The organism is Zavarzinella sp., assembly GCA_041399155.1.
Lineage (GTDB): Bacteria > Planctomycetota > Planctomycetia > Gemmatales > Gemmataceae > JAWKTI01.
In genome coordinates this window covers 1,760,810-1,775,971 of the sequence record JAWKTI010000001.1, presented here as the reverse complement: position 1 = coordinate 1,775,971, position 15,162 = coordinate 1,760,810, and the positions used below count along the sequence as shown (strand labels likewise).

Here is a 15,162-nt window from a genome sequence, read left to right as displayed (position 1 = left end):
ATGTTAGATCATTCTCTTATCGAAGGTATTTTGGATTCGCTGTCCAGCCGCACCGTGGGGCTGATCGGGGATCTATTTCTTGACCGTTATCTCGATATCGATGCCGCATTGAACGAACCATCGATTGAAACGGGGCTCACTGCCTACCAAGTAGTACAGGTTCGGCCTATTCCTGGTGCCTTGGGCACGATTCTGAATAATCTCCTGGCACTTGGGGTGGGGCGGGTGTTACCTGTTACCGTCATTGGCGATGACGGTGAAGGGTATGAATTACGTCAACAATTGCAGCGTAATTCTCGCATCGATCTGAGTAATATTCTGATCGATTCTCGCGTACGTACTCCCACTTATACCAAGCCGATGCTGCATTCCGCCGATTCTGCGGCAACAGAACTTCACCGGCTGGACATTAAAAATCGCACCCCATTGCCAGTTGATCTCGAACTCCAACTGCTGGAGCGTTTTACACACTTATTCGGGCAGGTTGATGCGTGGCTGGTGCTGGATCAGGTCTCTGAGCAGGACTGTGGGGTTATCACCACGAACGTCCGTCAGCATCTGGGCCAGCTTGCTTTGCAACAGCCAAACCAGTTTGTTCTGGCAGACAGCAGAGCGCGAATTGCAGATTTTCAGCATGTCTGCATTAAGCCGAATCACCACGAAGCGGCACGATTTTCTGCATCCTCATACGCTGATTCCTTCAATCGCACTGTCTTTGTCACCCAGGGTGATCGTGGGATTGTGGTGCAGCAACCGCATCAGTCTGAAGTTCTCTGCAATGCTTTTCCTGTTACTGGGCCCATTGATACCGTTGGTGCGGGCGACAGCACCAGTGCTGGCATTGCCTGTGCGTGGATGTACAACCCAAACCCTTGTCTTGCGGCCGCCTTTGGCAATCTGATTGCTTCGATCACCATTCAGCAACTGGGCACCACAGGCTGTGCCACGCCGCAGCAGGTGCGTGCACGCTGGCAGCAGTTGCAGGAGCAATTGTAACATGGTTTCCACAAGTGCCTCCCTCTTACTCATCGCTTTCGGTGGCAGCCTCGGTGCATTGTCCCGCTATGCGGTCATTCACGGATTTCGCATCTGGTTCCCACAGGTTACTTTTCCGTGGCATACCTTGCTGGTGAATATTGTGGGTTCCTTTCTACTGGGGATCATTATCGTCCTTGCGAAAGGGAAGCCGATTCACTTTTTCCTGGGAATCGGTTTTTGTGGTAGTCTAACCACATTTTCCACATTTGCGGTTGAGATCAGCGAGCGGGTGCTTGCCCACAATTATCTTTCTGCTGGCACTTATCTCTGCACATCCTGTCTGCTGTGCGTGGCGGTTGCCGTGGCTGGGATGGTGTTCGCCCAGTCACTGCGGTAATTGATCTTCCCTGCGTGTTGCTACTAATCATTTTTCTCCTCTCTTGTACAATTACATTTTGTTTCCGGCAAACCTTGGTTTGACCGATAATCTCGGGTTATACATGGTAACACCTGTAACTACGGTCCCATTACCACCTCGGAAACTCGATTTCCTTAGTGGTGTTTACAGTTTCTTCATTCCTGGTTTGGGACAGATTCTGCAGGGCCGTATTGGCAAAGGTGTCCTTTTCCTCGTCTGCATCTATGGGCTGTTCTTTTACGGGATGGCGCTCGGCGAATGGAAGAACGTTTATTTGCCTAACTACCACCGTGATGAAACCGGACCATCGAAAGTGATTGCCGATTTGAAGTCCCGCTACCAGTTTATCCCCCAGTTCTTTATGGGTGCGGCTGTCTGGCCTTCTCTTTACCAATATCTTGCCTACGATCCTGCTGATAACGCAAACCCGCCCCTCAGTGGCTGGATGCGGGAGCCTACCGTTGATTTCATCAACGACCACCAGCGTAACGCTGATAAACGCTGGGATCTTGGCTGGGTCTACACGGTGATCGCCGGGGTATTGAATATCCTGGTGATTTACGATGCCGTTGCTGGTGCGGCTTTTCGTCGCGTCTCTGAATCGACCAATACGCAACCAACCCCACCATCCCCACAGGTGAAATCATGAGTTTTTACATCCACCTACCCTTGGTTATTTTCGTTACCAGCCTGGTTTACAGTGCGTCTCGATACGATGATTGGCGCATGATCTTTCGTGAAACCCTGACATGGGCCTTTCGCATGTCCTCTTTTCTGTTGACCATCGGTGTCATCCTTTATGTGCTGTCCACATACCTGTAATTTCTTGTCATCTGTTCACTCTATCTTTTTGTCCTGATATACAAAAATTAACTAAACACAAATTCAAGAAACTAGGTCACTCGCGCCAGACCGAAGGACGTGGCAGAAGTGACGTGTTGCGGTACATTGACGCTTGGGAACCGTTGCTAGCGACTATAGGACGGAGTGAGTGGTTGAGGACTCGTCTGAATTCACTCGTCTGTAAGGATACCCTCCCAAGTCAGCCTGATATCCCTTACCTCTCTGTTGGCAATTTGTTCCCGTTCAAGCCCATTGGATCGGCCAGAGTGCCGCCGTCCCGACCTGCACGTCAGTGTTCGGCGTGTTTCAGAACCTCAATTCGCAGTAGGGTCGGGCGAGGAATCGCTTTCCCCTTGTTTGAGCCAGCGAAGAGTAACCTCGCTCGCCCCCTTAAAACTCTCCAGCGAAGTAGAAAGAACCTGATCTTCTCCTGCAAACATCCTCACTTCCCACTTCTTGGAATGGCGGCGAATGAGCTTCACACTGCGTAAGCTATTCCCGGCACCAAAATTCCCGACACCATCGACGTAGGCATTCCCTCCACCAGTTGCGGCAGCTTGAAGGAAGGCAATTTCAAGCCGATCTTGTTCCGTCTTTTTGTCTTCTCCTGCAACTTCAAAGGGCCAGTAGTGGCGTTTCTCCGAATACGCCAAAGCGTCATGTTGGACTGCCTTCTCGCTCATGGCTACTTACCTACCCTTTCGGCAATGACATCGAACACCCTTTTGCCCAGGCCGCTCAACCGCCTTGACGGTCCACTTGCCCGAGGTTGGAACCCAGCAACTCTGCGGCAACTTGTGTGTCGAACAACTTGGATTGAGAACGAAAAATCAATCCACCTGAGCTGTGTGGGACATCTCTGACATTGTTGGTCATTTGTGCAACGAGTTTGGGCAATTCCACACCCTGAAGCCATGATAACACAGCTCCAACAACAGCATTGAAATCATTTTAGTAGGCAGTTATCGCAAAGTTCATCTCAGCAAGTATCACTTCCCACAAACGGCTGCCACGAAAGTAAATAATGGTTCTCGGTTTCCGTAGGACGCACCGTAATTGTTAGACCCGAAGTTGTATGGATTGAAACCTTTGCTGTATGCCAAGTCGAGAAAACGGACTTCGTTCTGCGACTTTACAGACAACTGTTCCAAAGGCAGTATCTCGTACGGCCAGTAAATGTTTCTGACGCTCACATTGCTCCTATACTCTTTGGCAGACGATTATCTGTTTGCATTGGTTTGAAAAAATCAACTTTTCTCATTTTTTTCTCATTAATCCGCAGTTTTCTCATTTTACTTTCATAATTTGTGCCGCATGTACTGTACAAAGTTTTTGTATTTTTCAGTTTTTCTGTTTGACATGGACTGAATTTCTGTTAATATACTGAAGTATATTCTATTTGAGCGTACATTTATATGAGCGTTCAGTCAATGGTCCACTACCTGTTCGTGGACATGAATTCGTATTTTGCTTCGGTGGAACAACAACTAAACCCGGAATTACGTGGGAAACCGATTGCGGTAAGCCCCGTGGGTGCCGACAGCACAGCTTGTATTGCTGCCAGTTACGAAGCGAAACGGTATGGTGTGAAAACTGGCACCATGATTGGCGATGCCAAACGATTATGCCCAGGGCTGATTGTGATTGCTGCACGCCCGCAGGTGTACGTGCAGATGCACCACCAAATTGTGGATGCTGTTGGTTCTGTGCTGCCGGTCAGCCATGTGATGTCAGTTGATGAAATGATGTGCAAACTCTGGGGCGACCACCGACCTGTCGAGGCCGCACTGGCACTTGCAGGACGGGTAAAGGAGGCAATTTATCGTCAGGCAGGCGAATACATGCACTGTTCTATTGGCCTGGCCACGAACCGGTTGTTAGCCAAAGTGGCTGGCGATATGAAGAAGCCAAACGGTTTGACCGTAATTCGCAAGGAGGATTTACCGGACAAATTGCTGCCGCTGCAGATCGACGATATTCCTGGCATTGGGATGCGAATGAAACGCCGCCTGAATGCAGCAGGTGTCTTCAGCATGAACGATCTGCTTCGCCAGCCTGCTGCCCAGCTGGGGCGGATCTGGGGCAGTAAATTCCTGGGATCGATCTTCTGGCACCGCTTACGTGGTGTGGAAATCGTTGATACTGCAACGCACCGCCGTTCCCTGGGGCATTCGCGGGTGCTGGAGCCACAACTGCGGAATCCCGGCGATGCACGGGCAGTGATGATTCGGTTGATCCACAAAGCAGCCGCACGGTTGCGTCATATTGGTTATTACGCACGCTCCATTCAATTGAACGTATCATACACCGATCGCAGTCGTTGGAAGGAAAGGATTCGGATTAATGAGTTACAGGATACTTTGTCGCTGTTGCGACGCACCATGGCCATGTGGGATCAGCACGACCACGCGGATCCCAAAAAGATTGGGGTGGTATTTGGCGATCTGATTGCGGAAGCCAATGTCCCGCAGTCATTGTTTGAAGAACAGAACAAACTGATCTTGCTGGCGAAGGCAATGGATCGTGTCAATGAATGTTTTGGCAGGCATATGGTTCATTTTGGCGGCATGTTTGGTTTGCGGGAACGGGTAAGTACGCGAATTGCCTTTGGTACTGTGCCTGACCTGAGTTTTTCGGATTGTTGAACAGGCAGGAAAGTGCCTGATGTCGACGCAATAAAGTTGAGAAAGGAGGATGCAGCAATAAAACACGAAAGTAAGGAAAAACGACTCCCACAGCACGGTAGCATTGATGCACGACTACGACTTTATATTAACCCTGGCCGGTGCTCTGACCGTGGCACTGGCATTTGGTTATCTATCGCAACTATTGCGACTATCACCAATTGTCGGTTATCTGGTCGCAGGTATTGTGGTTGGCCCACACACACCCGGATTTGATGCCGACCAGGAATTGGCAGAACAGATGGCCGAAGTGGGAGTGATCCTGCTGATGTTCGGAGTAGGAATGCACTTCAAGCTCAGCGAACTGCTCGCAGTCAGGCGGATTGCTGTTCCAGGTGCATTGATTCAAGGCACAGTCATTACATTGGTAACCATGATGATTGTGCGAAGCTTTGGCTGGTCGTTTGCGGCAAGCCTGGTATTCGGCATGTCGATCTGTGTGGCCAGCACGGTTGTTCTGACGCGGGTGCTGACCGATGCCAATCAACTGCACACATCAGTGGGTCATATTGCCATTGGCTGGTTGATAGTACAGGACATTCTTGCGGTGTTGGCGCTGGTCTTATTGCCTGAATTTTTCGGCAAAGAAACATTGAGTGCCTGGAAAGTGCCCACCGTGGTAGGAATTGCCGCACTGAAAATGGGCGGTTTAACAGTGGCTGTATTAATTATTGGTGGGAAAGTTGTTCCGTGGCTGTTGAAGAATGTTGCAGCAACCAAATCACGCGAACTATTTACGCTGACCATTCTGGTTGTGGCATTGGGAATTGCTGTCGGATCAAGTATGTTTTTCGGTGTATCAATGGCACTGGGCGCATTTCTGGCAGGAATGGTTGTGGGGCGATCCGATTTCAGCGTGCGTGCCGCTACCGAGGCACTTCCGATGCGAGATGCCTTTGCAGTGCTGTTTTTCGTGTCAGTGGGTATGTTGTTTGATCCCGCCCTGTTATGGAAAAAGCCGCTCTTATTGGCATGTCTTGTAGGGATAATTCTGTTCGTTACTCCCACACTGGTTTTTCTGGTAGTGCTGGTAAGAGGCTATCCTGTACGCACCGCGATCGGACTTGCTTTGGCAATGACAGAAATTGGAGAGTTTTCATTTATCCTGGGAGGGTTAGGGAAAAAACTGGGTATTCTCGACGAGCAGGCAATTCAATTATTTGTGGCCATTGCGATCATCACCATTTCGTTAAATCCAATGATTTATCGATTGGAAGAGCCACTGGCACGCTGGGCTGCACGTAAACCTCGCTTATGGCAACGATTGAACCGCTGTTTGCAAACAGTTGATGAAAAATCGTTACAGGAAACGAAAATCGAAAACCCACTGTTTCTCGCAGTCATTATAGGCTATGGTCCTGTTGGTCGCACATTAACGAGGTTGCTACAGGAAAACAAAGTAGAAGTATCGATCGTTGAGCTGAATATTGATACGGTACGATTTTTGAAAAGAGAAGGTATCCGGGCAGTGTATGGCGATGCCACCCACCCGGATACGTTGAAAGAGGCAGGAATTGAAGAAGCAGGCAGCTTGATTTTAAGTTCTTCAGGCATGCAGGGGAGTGCAGAGACAATCCGAATTGCACGAGAGATGAATCCCGATATTCGAATCCTGGCACGTTCCGGATATGTGCGGGAACTGACATCGTTAAGAAAAGCAGGAGCAGAAAATGTGTTTTCTGGTGAAGGTGAGGTAGCATTGGCATTAACGGAAGCAATTTTGCTATGTATTGGTGCGACCCCAGAACAGATCGATCGGGAACGGGAACGTGTGCGAGCAGAATTAATTGGTTAACAAGTTGAAAAAATAGTGGCTAATTCTGGGTGGAAGAAGTATGATCGAGTAGTTGAAATTGGAGAAGCAAATGAGTTCCTGGTCTCACCTCCCACGCCGGCAGTTTCTGATCGCCAGTGCAGCAAGTATTGCCGGAATCACACAGGGACGGGGAGAACAGCAGGCCAAAGGCGGCCAGGCAAAATCAACAATTCTGTTCTTTCTGTGCGGTGGGGCATCCCACATAGATACCTGGGATATGAAACCGGATGCACCAGAAGAATACCGTGGGCCTTTTCAACCGAAAGCAACCACAGCACCAGAAATCAGCCTGAGTGAGCATCTTCCATTGCTGGCACAACAGGCCCACCATCTGGCAATAATTCGGTCGATCAATGGGAAAGTCAACACTAACGATCACCACGCAGGCTATTACTACAACCTGACAGGACACGTTCCTGATCAAACGTTTCTCACGTTGGGAAACAATCGCACACCACAATCGGATGACTGGCCGTTTATGGGATCAGTGGTTGCTGCAAGAAAAAGCAGAAAACAAGGTCCTGGGGCAATCACGTTACCCCACAAGCCAAGCAAAGCGCCTTACACACGGCCGGGGCAATTCGCTGCAAAGCTGGGCAAAATCCACGATCCACTGTACGTGATGGGAAATAATGAGAAACCATTAGAATTTACCGCACCTGCACTGATGTTGTCTGGTGATGTCAGTGCAGCGCGTTTGCAGCACCGCAAAGAATTGTTGCAGGCAATTGATCGTGCAAAAGAGGAATTGGCTACCAGCAATTCCAGCACTGACCCAATTCAAGAACAGGCATTTTCATTGTTGATATCCTCGAGAGCAACCAAAGCATTTGATCTGGAGTCAGAGCCGGAAAAATTACGCAATCGCTATGGCAACACAGTTAATGCGATGAGCCTGTTGCTGGCACGCCGGCTTGTAGAAGCAGAAGTGCCATTTATCACTGTGTTTTGGAAAGAAAATCAACAGATTGCCAAAAAATGTCGCAGTGCAGGGGGTTGGGATACCCACGGTAACAATTTTAATTGCCTGAAAGAGCATTTGTTGCCGGAATTCGACCAGGCATTTTCTGCATTGATCGGCGATCTGGCAGAAAAAGGGTTACTGGCACAGACGACGGTGCTGGTAACCAGTGAAATGGGTAGAAAACCGAAGATCGGCGATCCCAGATCAGGTGGGACATATGGTGCAGGACGCGACCACTGGACCTATTGCCTCAGCAACATACTGGCTGGTGGGGGAATCCGCGGCGGGCAGACATATGGTCGCAGTGATGCCAAAGCAGAGTTTCCTGCAGACAAACCAGTAACACCTGCCAATATAGTGCGTACCATCTACCACACCATGGGTATTGATGATATGAAGATACGTGATCGATTTGATCGCCCGTTACAGTTAGTGGATGATGCCCCTCCGTTGAAAGAACTATTCTGATTCACCGAATCGCGTTCCCGGCGGGTGGGTGGCAAGCCATTGCAAAATTACCTGATGCACCGACCGATTCTGTTCGTTTCGCAAGGTTGGAAAATGGTCGCCAAACGCATTCACTTCAAAGATTGTGAATCGACTGATCGCAGCATCAAACGCCAGATCGATTCCGAGAACAAGTGATCGATAGAGGCAACCAATCTTCTCGCACATATCGCAGGCATCCAGCCAGAGGCGTTTGGGAATCAGCTTTCGAATCAAACCGACATCGCCTTTGGTCCCACCAAGATGAATGTTAGTGATCTGGTGGGGACTGCATCTTACCACGATGAACTCAATCGTGCCGGCGATGAGTATCAGCCGTAAGTCAAATTGTTGACCGTTCAGAAATGCTTTTGGAAAATACTCCTGCAGGACTGCCCCACTTTGCAGGAGAACACTTATTGTTTCTTGCAAAGATGAACCCGAAACAGCAACCAGTCGACGGGTATTGTGCCAGTCATTATCGTGGAAGCGAAGAGTAGTCCACCCATGCCACTGATTGTGGCGTAATTCCAGGAACAGGATCCCAACTGCGGATGAGCCAAAACGCCATTTAAGGAATGCTTTTTTCCATCCCAGGCTGTCGAGTTGTTGAAAAAAGTCAGCCACCGAGATGTCGTGCATCAAGAAGGTAGCTGGAGTTGGGATGCTGTGTGCTTTCATAAAATCACCACACTGGTATTTATCGAAAAGTTGCAGCACTTCCATGGGTTGTGCAGTCCAGTGAATATTTGCGTTGCCACTCCAGGAGGTAGTACGCGATTCGAGAAATTTTGCCCACGCCGAGTGAAACTGAACTGCAAGTCGGAAAGATGTTTTGGCGGTTGGAAAACTCGGCACTTCCGGATGCCACATTTCCAGCAAGCGATGTTGAAAATTAGCATTGCGGCCGGCGGATTCCAGCCTAACCCAGACTGGTTCCCGATAGATCTCATGAATTGGACCATCTTGTAAAAGATCGATCCAAGGAATCAGTTGATAAGAAATAGTGGGAAAATCAACTGATGCTGTGGCAAAAGACTGAATCCGTGGACTACCGGGATGCCCCCAGACAACCACACTACTCATTCTGAAGGGACTTGTTGTAATTCAGGAAAATGATCTGGGGATAACTTCGCATTGCGAAGCGACTCACTCAATTGTTTCAAAGCACTGAAACGAATATTGGCAACCTGCTGTTCAGGAATGTTTAACTGGCTTGCAACAAGCTTATTGCCAAATCCTTTTACAAATAACAGTTCCATTGTTTTCAGGCGGATCAACTGGCTGTTGATTTTCCAACTACGGATCAGTTTTTCCAACGCCAGTTTAATGGCATTTTCTTCCAGTTCCCGCCGTTCATTGCTCCGTGCGTTACTACTGACCGTGCGTTGGCGGTAATCCAGATGCTCTTCCAGTTCGATGGTTGCTGAATCAGATGTGTTCACTTTTTGATCGCGGCATCTTTTTCGCTGGATATCAATGACTTTGTAGCCAATGATGGAAAAAAGATAATTCTGAAGGTCTTTTTTGTCATCGAAGTTGTGGATCGAATGATAAAAGCCAAGGAATGCTTCCTGGACCGCATCTTCAGAGTCGGATTGATTATTGAGACGTCGCTGGGCAAAAGCAAGCAGTCGACCTTCAAAAATATCGATTAGTCTTTTCCAGGCCTTTTCGTCACCAGACCTGATCTGTTGGATAAGCAGTTTTTCTGATTCGCTGGCCATGGGAACTCGTCAAGGTATCCAACAGAAAGAAATATTAGTGGTGAATCCAGTGCCCAACTAAGTAGTAATTACGGTCTGCCTGGTCCAGGAATACCACCTCCAGGTCCGCCTGGAAAACCAGGCCCCCCCGGAACGACACCACCAGGTCCACCCGGTCCTCCGGGTCCATTCGGATCACCAGTTCCTGGATTAGAATTCTTAATTGGATCCAGATTCATGTCTTTGGTGGGTGTGTTTTGTAGTTTCATAAACTTTTCCCATTCCAGGCCGATAAACAACAGTTTATCAGCATCTACTTCCCGACCAGTAATGCCAATTGCGTCTACATTGAACGCGTGTGCCATTGCAACAATGGTCGAATGGGTGTCCAACTCTGCGTCACGAGGGAGTCGGGAAAGCTCTTTCAAAAATGTTTCGAACTCTTTCCAGCGATCTTTTGCCATATAGTACACAACAGCCCAGCTTAAGGTGTGGGCAATATCGTACAATCGTGCTGTGCTGTCGGCACGTGAAAGCCCATCATCGGTATTGTTCAGTTTTTTTGAACGCAGTACCGTATTCGATGTGCGTGCCAGCGAAAACAAGGAATCTGTGATCACATCAAGGAAAACCTCATCGTGCTCATCCAGGATACCTTTTTGATTCAATTCTTCATAATATCGCATGTATGCCCAACTTGGACCTCCACCGCCAGTAAAGGGGGCAACTTTAATCGTGTGGGCCCCACCGGGGAATGGACCCTTGGGGGTTTCAAAGAGTGCAGAAATCCCAAATCGCAACCACTCAGGTGCCATCAGATCGCGGGGCAGTAAGCCAGTTTCTGCGAAAATCTGAAGAGTTCCTTCGTGTGTTGCTGAAGCAATTTCTGCTTCTTCCTGCAATGCCTGATTGACCAGGTGAAATGTTGTTGCTCGAGCGTATTCAGAAAACTTAAGATTTTCAGTATTCCATTTTGGTTCTTTACCATCGGACAAACGACCTGCAGTAAACTTACCGTAGACATCCCTTAAGGACTGTTTGAAGTTTACAGATGCCTTATCCAATCGTTCGGCAGAAAATACGGCAATGTTTTCACGGCGTGCCAGGAACCCATCGCACACGATATTATTTACTTCGAAAGTTGCCTGATAGCGGTCGAAATCGCGAGCGTTACCCACGAGGATACCTGTCATTTTTTCCTTCGGTTCTGGCAATGCCCGTCCACGAAGTGCAATCCAGAGATAAACCGTCTGGAAATTGTTTTCCAGTGCTTCTAAGCGACGACGAACACTATTGTCTGTATTTTCATCAGTGCCATTGTAAAGCAGTGCATGATGCCGGTTCAGCATCATCGACTGATAGCCAAGACGATCTTTCCACTCAGTTGCTTTTGTCACATTTTTAATATCTTTTGTCAGATATTCTTTGACTTCCTCGTATGCCTTTACAGCAGCAATTACTTTGGCGGGTTGATTCGGTTGTTTCGCCACCAAACCTGCCGCTGTTTCAATGTTTGTCTTACATTTGTCGATTAAGCCCACCGACAAACACCATTCTGCCAGTTCGAGATACTTTGCTGCTGACCTTTCGGGTAATTTTCGTAATCGCAATGCGTACTGTTGTTCTGGGGTCACAATGTCTTTAACGTCAAAAATCAGTTCGCCTTGTCGATCGAAATCGATGTAGCTGCCACCAAATTTGGTTTTGATAATCGCACCATTATCAATTTTTTCTTCACGGATCGTTCCGTTCAATGGAACAACGCCAAGCACTTTCACAATAGCGGTGACGTAATCATCCGGATTGATTGGTGCTGCAGGCTTTTGAATGCCACCTTGTCCGGGAATGCCGCCAGCGTTACCAAGGTTACCACCTCCAGGAATCCCTGGGACACCTGGAATCCCTGGTCCACCGCCCCCAATCCCCAGATTTCCACCACCTGGGATACCTGGCACACCAGGGCCGCCTCCCGGAATACCAGGAACGCCAGGCCCACCGCCCTGAAAGCCGGGGCTGCCACCACCGGGAATACCTGGGATACCAGGGCTGCCACCACCGGGAATACCTGGACCGGGAAACCCTGGTTCACTGCCTCCAGGGGTGATGCCACCGTTGCCAGTGGATTTCAATACCACACGGATCACTAGGAATTTGTCTGCATAACTACTTGCAGAAAGGAAAAGCAATGCAAGACCAGTCAAAAACAGTTTATTCATCATTGAGTACCCCTTCGCAGAATGCGAATCGGTAAAGAAAGTTCCAGTTGAATCTATTTTCACCAATAACTTCACGCCTTACAAGTCCAAAGCGGTAAAATCAGGTTGAAAACTCATGGTTTTTTTGCAGGTGGGGCGGTTTTTGGAGCTACTTGTGGGAAGGGCACAGTGCTGGAAGGCAAATCACTGAACATCAGACCTGCTGTTGCAGCATAAGGTGAAGCCTGCAATACCGCAGTGATACCAGTTGCATTCACATTTGCACCCGCACCAGATTTTTCGAGCGCTTCCAGAATGTTTGCAGTAACATCTTTTGCTGGACGCGTAATACTATCTGGATTGCGAGCAGCGGGCAGTTTCTTCGCTGATTGCTGCCAGATTTGCAACGCGGTATTCAATCGGGCTGCGTAGATTTTCCATGGCAGCGACACAGGTGCACCGGATTTTGCCGCACGATTGCTGTCATCATTTGCCACCCGTGCCAGGAAAACGACATTGGTGTAGACCCAGTATGCAGATAGCTCAACATTGAGTGTCTGATCAATTGTCATTGAAGCGAGGCCAATTGCTGCTTCGAACCTTTCATGAGGTGTGGGTGCGGGCATCAGTTGGGGTGATGTGGCAAGGAAATGCATCAAAGTCCAGGCAGGGCGTGCAATGATTTCTTTGCGATTGTTACGAATGACACTGTCTTTGAAAGTGCCCAACGCTCGCACCGCATTTCTGCGGACATATGCCAGCACCTGAACTTCTTCTGTATTCTTGAACTGGCGTGGCATCACAACAAAGTTATGCAGCGCCGTAGCCATTTCGCCAAGTTTCTCCCCGTTGAACAGATAATGTTTCGTAGGTTCGGTGAAATCAGAGTGGGACAATAAGTTGGCAACCCCGTCGAATGCATACAACTGGTTGGCTAAGGAAGCATCTTTATCGTTGATGATTTTAATGAGCAGATCTGCGACACCCGTAGCTGGCATTTTGACGCACGCTAACGACAACATCCGCACGGCATTGATTGATTCAATCGGCCGGGTTGCTTCTTTCAAAACAAGTTCAATTTCCGTTTTGAGTGCCTCACCCAGATAAAGAGCGTATTGTGCGTGGGCATCGTTGTAATAAGACTTTCCGTCCTGACTCAGTGCAATAATCCGACAGTAGCGGTCGACGTCGGCCATTAAGGTATTCATATCCTGGGTGGGACCAGAAGCGTTGCCACCTGGCTCACCATTGTAGGGTGCTTCGAGAAGTCGATAGGCCAGCCATTGAGCTAGTACTTTCAAATGATTTTTGTTTGCCGCAGTGGCTGCGGGATCATCATCAACAACTAATTGTGTCCGGCCAGACATGTAGTTGATGGCGGCAGTTTTGGCAGCACTCACTTGAAGATTTGTCGGCATGGGAGGCAATTCTGCCCGCGCGATGCTAGCTGTGCAACCAATTGAAATGATGGCTACCAGAAAATTTCTCATGAAAACACGCACCTAATACTTCGAAATTATTCGAATCACCACGGGGTCTCCTACCCCAAACCACTGGACTCAATTATAACAAATTGGACCCGGAAATGTTTGCGAAAGAAGCAAATTGGTGGAAAATAGGCTCTTTACCGCTGATACAGTGGGAAAAAACAAACTAATGAAAATATTCTCATGAAGGCTGGGTATCTTTTTCCGAACTTCTTTTTAGTCAGCCCGTTACTGGATAGGCAATGAACACCACGGAACTTACGAAACTGATTGCTGCTTCCGGGGCAGTTTTTGTCCTGTTGCGGGTGGTTTTTGCACGTCCGTTGATCAAAAGAGTGATCAACCCCCACCGTCTGGTCTGGTTATTGACTGGTTTTGGTCTGCTGGCAGGTGCCATTACTGTTCTCCAGAGAGAATCCCCAATAAAGGGTGCGTGGGCCTGGCTGGTACCGTTGAAGCCGCTGATCTCAGATGAACGCACCTCACTGAACGTGATGTTCGCCGCATTCGGCATGAGCAACGGCATTATCGCACTGATATTGGTGGGTTACGCCTGGTTAACACTAGCACGCGATCCTGGCACTTTTCACCACGCAAAGTGGGCAAAAGTAGTACGTTATTATACTCGTTTGCGTGGTGGTATCGATTATTCGGTACTCATCCAATTCAACCGCACTTCAGGTGAATTACCCGAAGTGGTAGCAGAAGGTGTACGGAAAGGGCAGGTGCAGCAGAAAATGCTGGAACTGATGCCCAGTGCCAACTTTGCGCAACAATTACAGTCCTGGTGCCAGTTGGGAATCAACATGCGGCACAAAATATTCCCAAAGTTAGATGAAATCATGCGAGATATTAATCACGGAAACCTGCGAAGGGCATTATTTGATTTTGAACACGGTGCCGTGCTGGTGGAACTGATTCGAATTGCAGAGCAGGGAAGTACCAGTTCCCACGATCGATATCTGGTGGCATTCACACTCAATCAGGCCGAAGTGAACAATCACCGCTTTCAGGAGCACTTTGAATTGATGGTCAAGGCGTTGCGTGGTATTCAATCCCAGCACCAACGTGGGTAGTTCTGTAATGTCGCGTTTTTCTCAAGTTCTTACCTGCGAAGAAGATACAACGAATCTAGCTGTATTAATCGGATCTTATATAGTTAATCCGTTATTGATTAGTTTGTCTGGTCCGTTGGGTGCGGGAAAAACATTTTTCACTCGAGGGTTGGCAATCGGCTTGGGTGCCACCAATCCCCACGCGGTGCACAGCCCCACCTTTACGTTGATCCACGAATATCCCGCACGTTTGCCCATTTACCATTTTGATCTGTATCGGTTGAATACTGCTGAAGAACTTCTGGAGATTGGTGCGGCAGAATACTGGACTTCGAATGGTGTGTCTGTCGTTGAGTGGGGGAACCGTTTTTGCGAAATACTGCCCACGAATCGTTGGGATGTTACTTTGGAACCACTATCACCTTCGGAAAGATTGATTACTATCGAACCAACTGGAGATCGGGAAACCGCATTGCTGACACGAATTATAGAAAAGTGGACCGTTTAAAATCGCGAAAAAATGAGAGCCT

Annotated in this window: 14 protein-coding genes; 9 read left to right on the top strand and 5 right to left on the bottom strand. The window is 48.5% G+C overall.

The genetic code is table 11. The annotated features are described in order from the left end of the window. The 4 genes from R3B84_07315 to R3B84_07300 all read left to right on the top strand — a co-directional run bounded on the left by R3B84_07315 (position 1) and on the right by R3B84_07300 (position 2,218). Entirely contained in the window at positions 1–996 is a 996-nt protein-coding gene (locus R3B84_07315) for a PfkB family carbohydrate kinase (protein ID MEZ6140364.1), read from the top strand. Between the two features lies 1 nt (position 997). After that, on the top strand, positions 998–1,375 hold the full coding sequence (locus tag R3B84_07310) for a CrcB family protein (GenBank protein MEZ6140363.1): 378 nt from the start codon (positions 998–1,000) through the stop codon (positions 1,373–1,375). 103 nt (positions 1,376–1,478) lie between these two features. Next, complete coding sequence (locus R3B84_07305; protein ID MEZ6140362.1) at positions 1,479–2,045, top strand: DUF6677 family protein; 567 nt, start codon at positions 1,479–1,481, stop codon at positions 2,043–2,045. Beyond that, entirely contained in the window at positions 2,042–2,218 is a 177-nt protein-coding gene (locus R3B84_07300) for a hypothetical protein (protein ID MEZ6140361.1), read from the top strand. Before R3B84_07305 ends, R3B84_07300 begins: the two co-directional genes overlap by 4 nt. 335 nt (positions 2,219–2,553) lie before the next feature. Here the strand turns inward: R3B84_07300 and R3B84_07295 are convergent, their stop codons facing one another. After that, positions 2,554–2,922: a hypothetical protein gene (locus R3B84_07295; protein MEZ6140360.1), complete on the bottom strand. Its 369-nt coding sequence runs from the start codon at positions 2,920–2,922 to the stop codon at positions 2,554–2,556. 732 nt (positions 2,923–3,654) lie between these two features. On the opposite strand from R3B84_07295, the gene R3B84_07290 reads away from it, so the two are divergent. The 3 genes from R3B84_07290 to R3B84_07280 all read left to right on the top strand — a co-directional run bounded on the left by R3B84_07290 (position 3,655) and on the right by R3B84_07280 (position 8,171). After that, positions 3,655–4,884 carry a DNA polymerase gene (locus R3B84_07290; protein ID MEZ6140359.1) on the top strand — a complete coding sequence of 410 codons (1,230 nt, stop codon included), beginning with the start codon at positions 3,655–3,657 and terminating at the stop codon, positions 4,882–4,884. 106 nt (positions 4,885–4,990) lie between these two features. Beyond that, positions 4,991–6,718, top strand: a complete 1,728-nt coding sequence (locus R3B84_07285) for a cation:proton antiporter (protein ID MEZ6140358.1) — start codon at positions 4,991–4,993, stop codon at positions 6,716–6,718. 70 nt (positions 6,719–6,788) lie between these two features. Next, positions 6,789–8,171, top strand: a complete 1,383-nt coding sequence (locus tag R3B84_07280) for a DUF1501 domain-containing protein (GenBank protein ID MEZ6140357.1) — start codon at positions 6,789–6,791, stop codon at positions 8,169–8,171. On the opposite strand, the gene R3B84_07275 is transcribed toward R3B84_07280, so the two are convergent. The 4 genes from R3B84_07275 to R3B84_07260 form a co-directional block, all read right to left on the bottom strand. Beyond that, on the bottom strand, positions 8,163–9,275 hold the full coding sequence (locus tag R3B84_07275; GenBank protein MEZ6140356.1) for an STM4014 family protein: 1,113 nt from the start codon (positions 9,273–9,275) through the stop codon (positions 8,163–8,165). The two genes, R3B84_07280 and R3B84_07275, sit on opposite strands and share 9 nt — an antisense overlap. Continuing rightward, complete coding sequence (locus R3B84_07270; GenBank protein MEZ6140355.1) at positions 9,272–9,916, bottom strand: sigma-70 family RNA polymerase sigma factor; 645 nt, start codon at positions 9,914–9,916, stop codon at positions 9,272–9,274. The genes R3B84_07275 and R3B84_07270 overlap by 4 nt, the downstream gene beginning before the upstream one ends. Before the next feature lie 68 nt (positions 9,917–9,984). Next, positions 9,985–12,114 (bottom strand): hypothetical protein, encoded by a 2,130-nt coding sequence (locus R3B84_07265; protein ID MEZ6140354.1) that lies wholly within the window; start codon positions 12,112–12,114, stop codon positions 9,985–9,987. Positions 12,115–12,224: 110 nt separating this feature from the next. After that, positions 12,225–13,580: a hypothetical protein gene (locus tag R3B84_07260; GenBank protein MEZ6140353.1), complete on the bottom strand. Its 1,356-nt coding sequence runs from the start codon at positions 13,578–13,580 to the stop codon at positions 12,225–12,227. Positions 13,581–13,819: 239 nt separating this feature from the next. On the opposite strand from R3B84_07260, the gene R3B84_07255 reads away from it, so the two are divergent. After that, positions 13,820–14,653, top strand: a complete 834-nt coding sequence (locus R3B84_07255; protein MEZ6140352.1) for a hypothetical protein — start codon at positions 13,820–13,822, stop codon at positions 14,651–14,653. A 7-nt stretch (positions 14,654–14,660) separates the two neighbouring features. After that, positions 14,661–15,140 (top strand): tRNA (adenosine(37)-N6)-threonylcarbamoyltransferase complex ATPase subunit type 1 TsaE, encoded by a 480-nt coding sequence (tsaE, locus tag R3B84_07250; GenBank protein MEZ6140351.1) that lies wholly within the window; start codon positions 14,661–14,663, stop codon positions 15,138–15,140. The last annotated feature ends 22 nt before the right edge of the window (positions 15,141–15,162 follow it).

Excerpts from the sequence above, each read along its gene's own strand:
- R3B84_07305 (MEZ6140362.1), top strand. The coding sequence starts at position 1,479 with ATGGTAACACCTGTAACTACGGTCCCATTACCACCTCGGAAACTCGAT.
- R3B84_07275 (MEZ6140356.1), bottom strand. The coding sequence starts at position 9,275 with ATGAGTAGTGTGGTTGTCTGGGGGCATCCCGGTAGTCCACGGATTCAG.
- R3B84_07260 (MEZ6140353.1), bottom strand. The coding sequence starts at position 13,580 with ATGAGAAATTTTCTGGTAGCCATCATTTCAATTGGTTGCACAGCTAGC.
- R3B84_07310 (MEZ6140363.1), top strand. The coding sequence starts at position 998 with ATGGTTTCCACAAGTGCCTCCCTCTTACTCATCGCTTTCGGTGGCAGC.
- R3B84_07290 (MEZ6140359.1), top strand. The coding sequence starts at position 3,655 with ATGAGCGTTCAGTCAATGGTCCACTACCTGTTCGTGGACATGAATTCG.
- R3B84_07315 (MEZ6140364.1), top strand. The coding sequence starts at position 1 with ATGTTAGATCATTCTCTTATCGAAGGTATTTTGGATTCGCTGTCCAGC.
- R3B84_07270 (MEZ6140355.1), bottom strand. The coding sequence starts at position 9,916 with ATGGCCAGCGAATCAGAAAAACTGCTTATCCAACAGATCAGGTCTGGT.
- R3B84_07285 (MEZ6140358.1), top strand. The coding sequence starts at position 4,991 with ATGCACGACTACGACTTTATATTAACCCTGGCCGGTGCTCTGACCGTG.
- R3B84_07300 (MEZ6140361.1), top strand. The coding sequence starts at position 2,042 with ATGAGTTTTTACATCCACCTACCCTTGGTTATTTTCGTTACCAGCCTG.
- R3B84_07295 (MEZ6140360.1), bottom strand. The coding sequence starts at position 2,922 with ATGAGCGAGAAGGCAGTCCAACATGACGCTTTGGCGTATTCGGAGAAA.
- R3B84_07265 (MEZ6140354.1), bottom strand. The coding sequence starts at position 12,114 with ATGATGAATAAACTGTTTTTGACTGGTCTTGCATTGCTTTTCCTTTCT.
- R3B84_07255 (MEZ6140352.1), top strand. The coding sequence starts at position 13,820 with ATGAACACCACGGAACTTACGAAACTGATTGCTGCTTCCGGGGCAGTT.
- R3B84_07280 (MEZ6140357.1), top strand. The coding sequence starts at position 6,789 with ATGAGTTCCTGGTCTCACCTCCCACGCCGGCAGTTTCTGATCGCCAGT.
- tsaE (MEZ6140351.1), top strand. The coding sequence starts at position 14,661 with ATGTCGCGTTTTTCTCAAGTTCTTACCTGCGAAGAAGATACAACGAAT.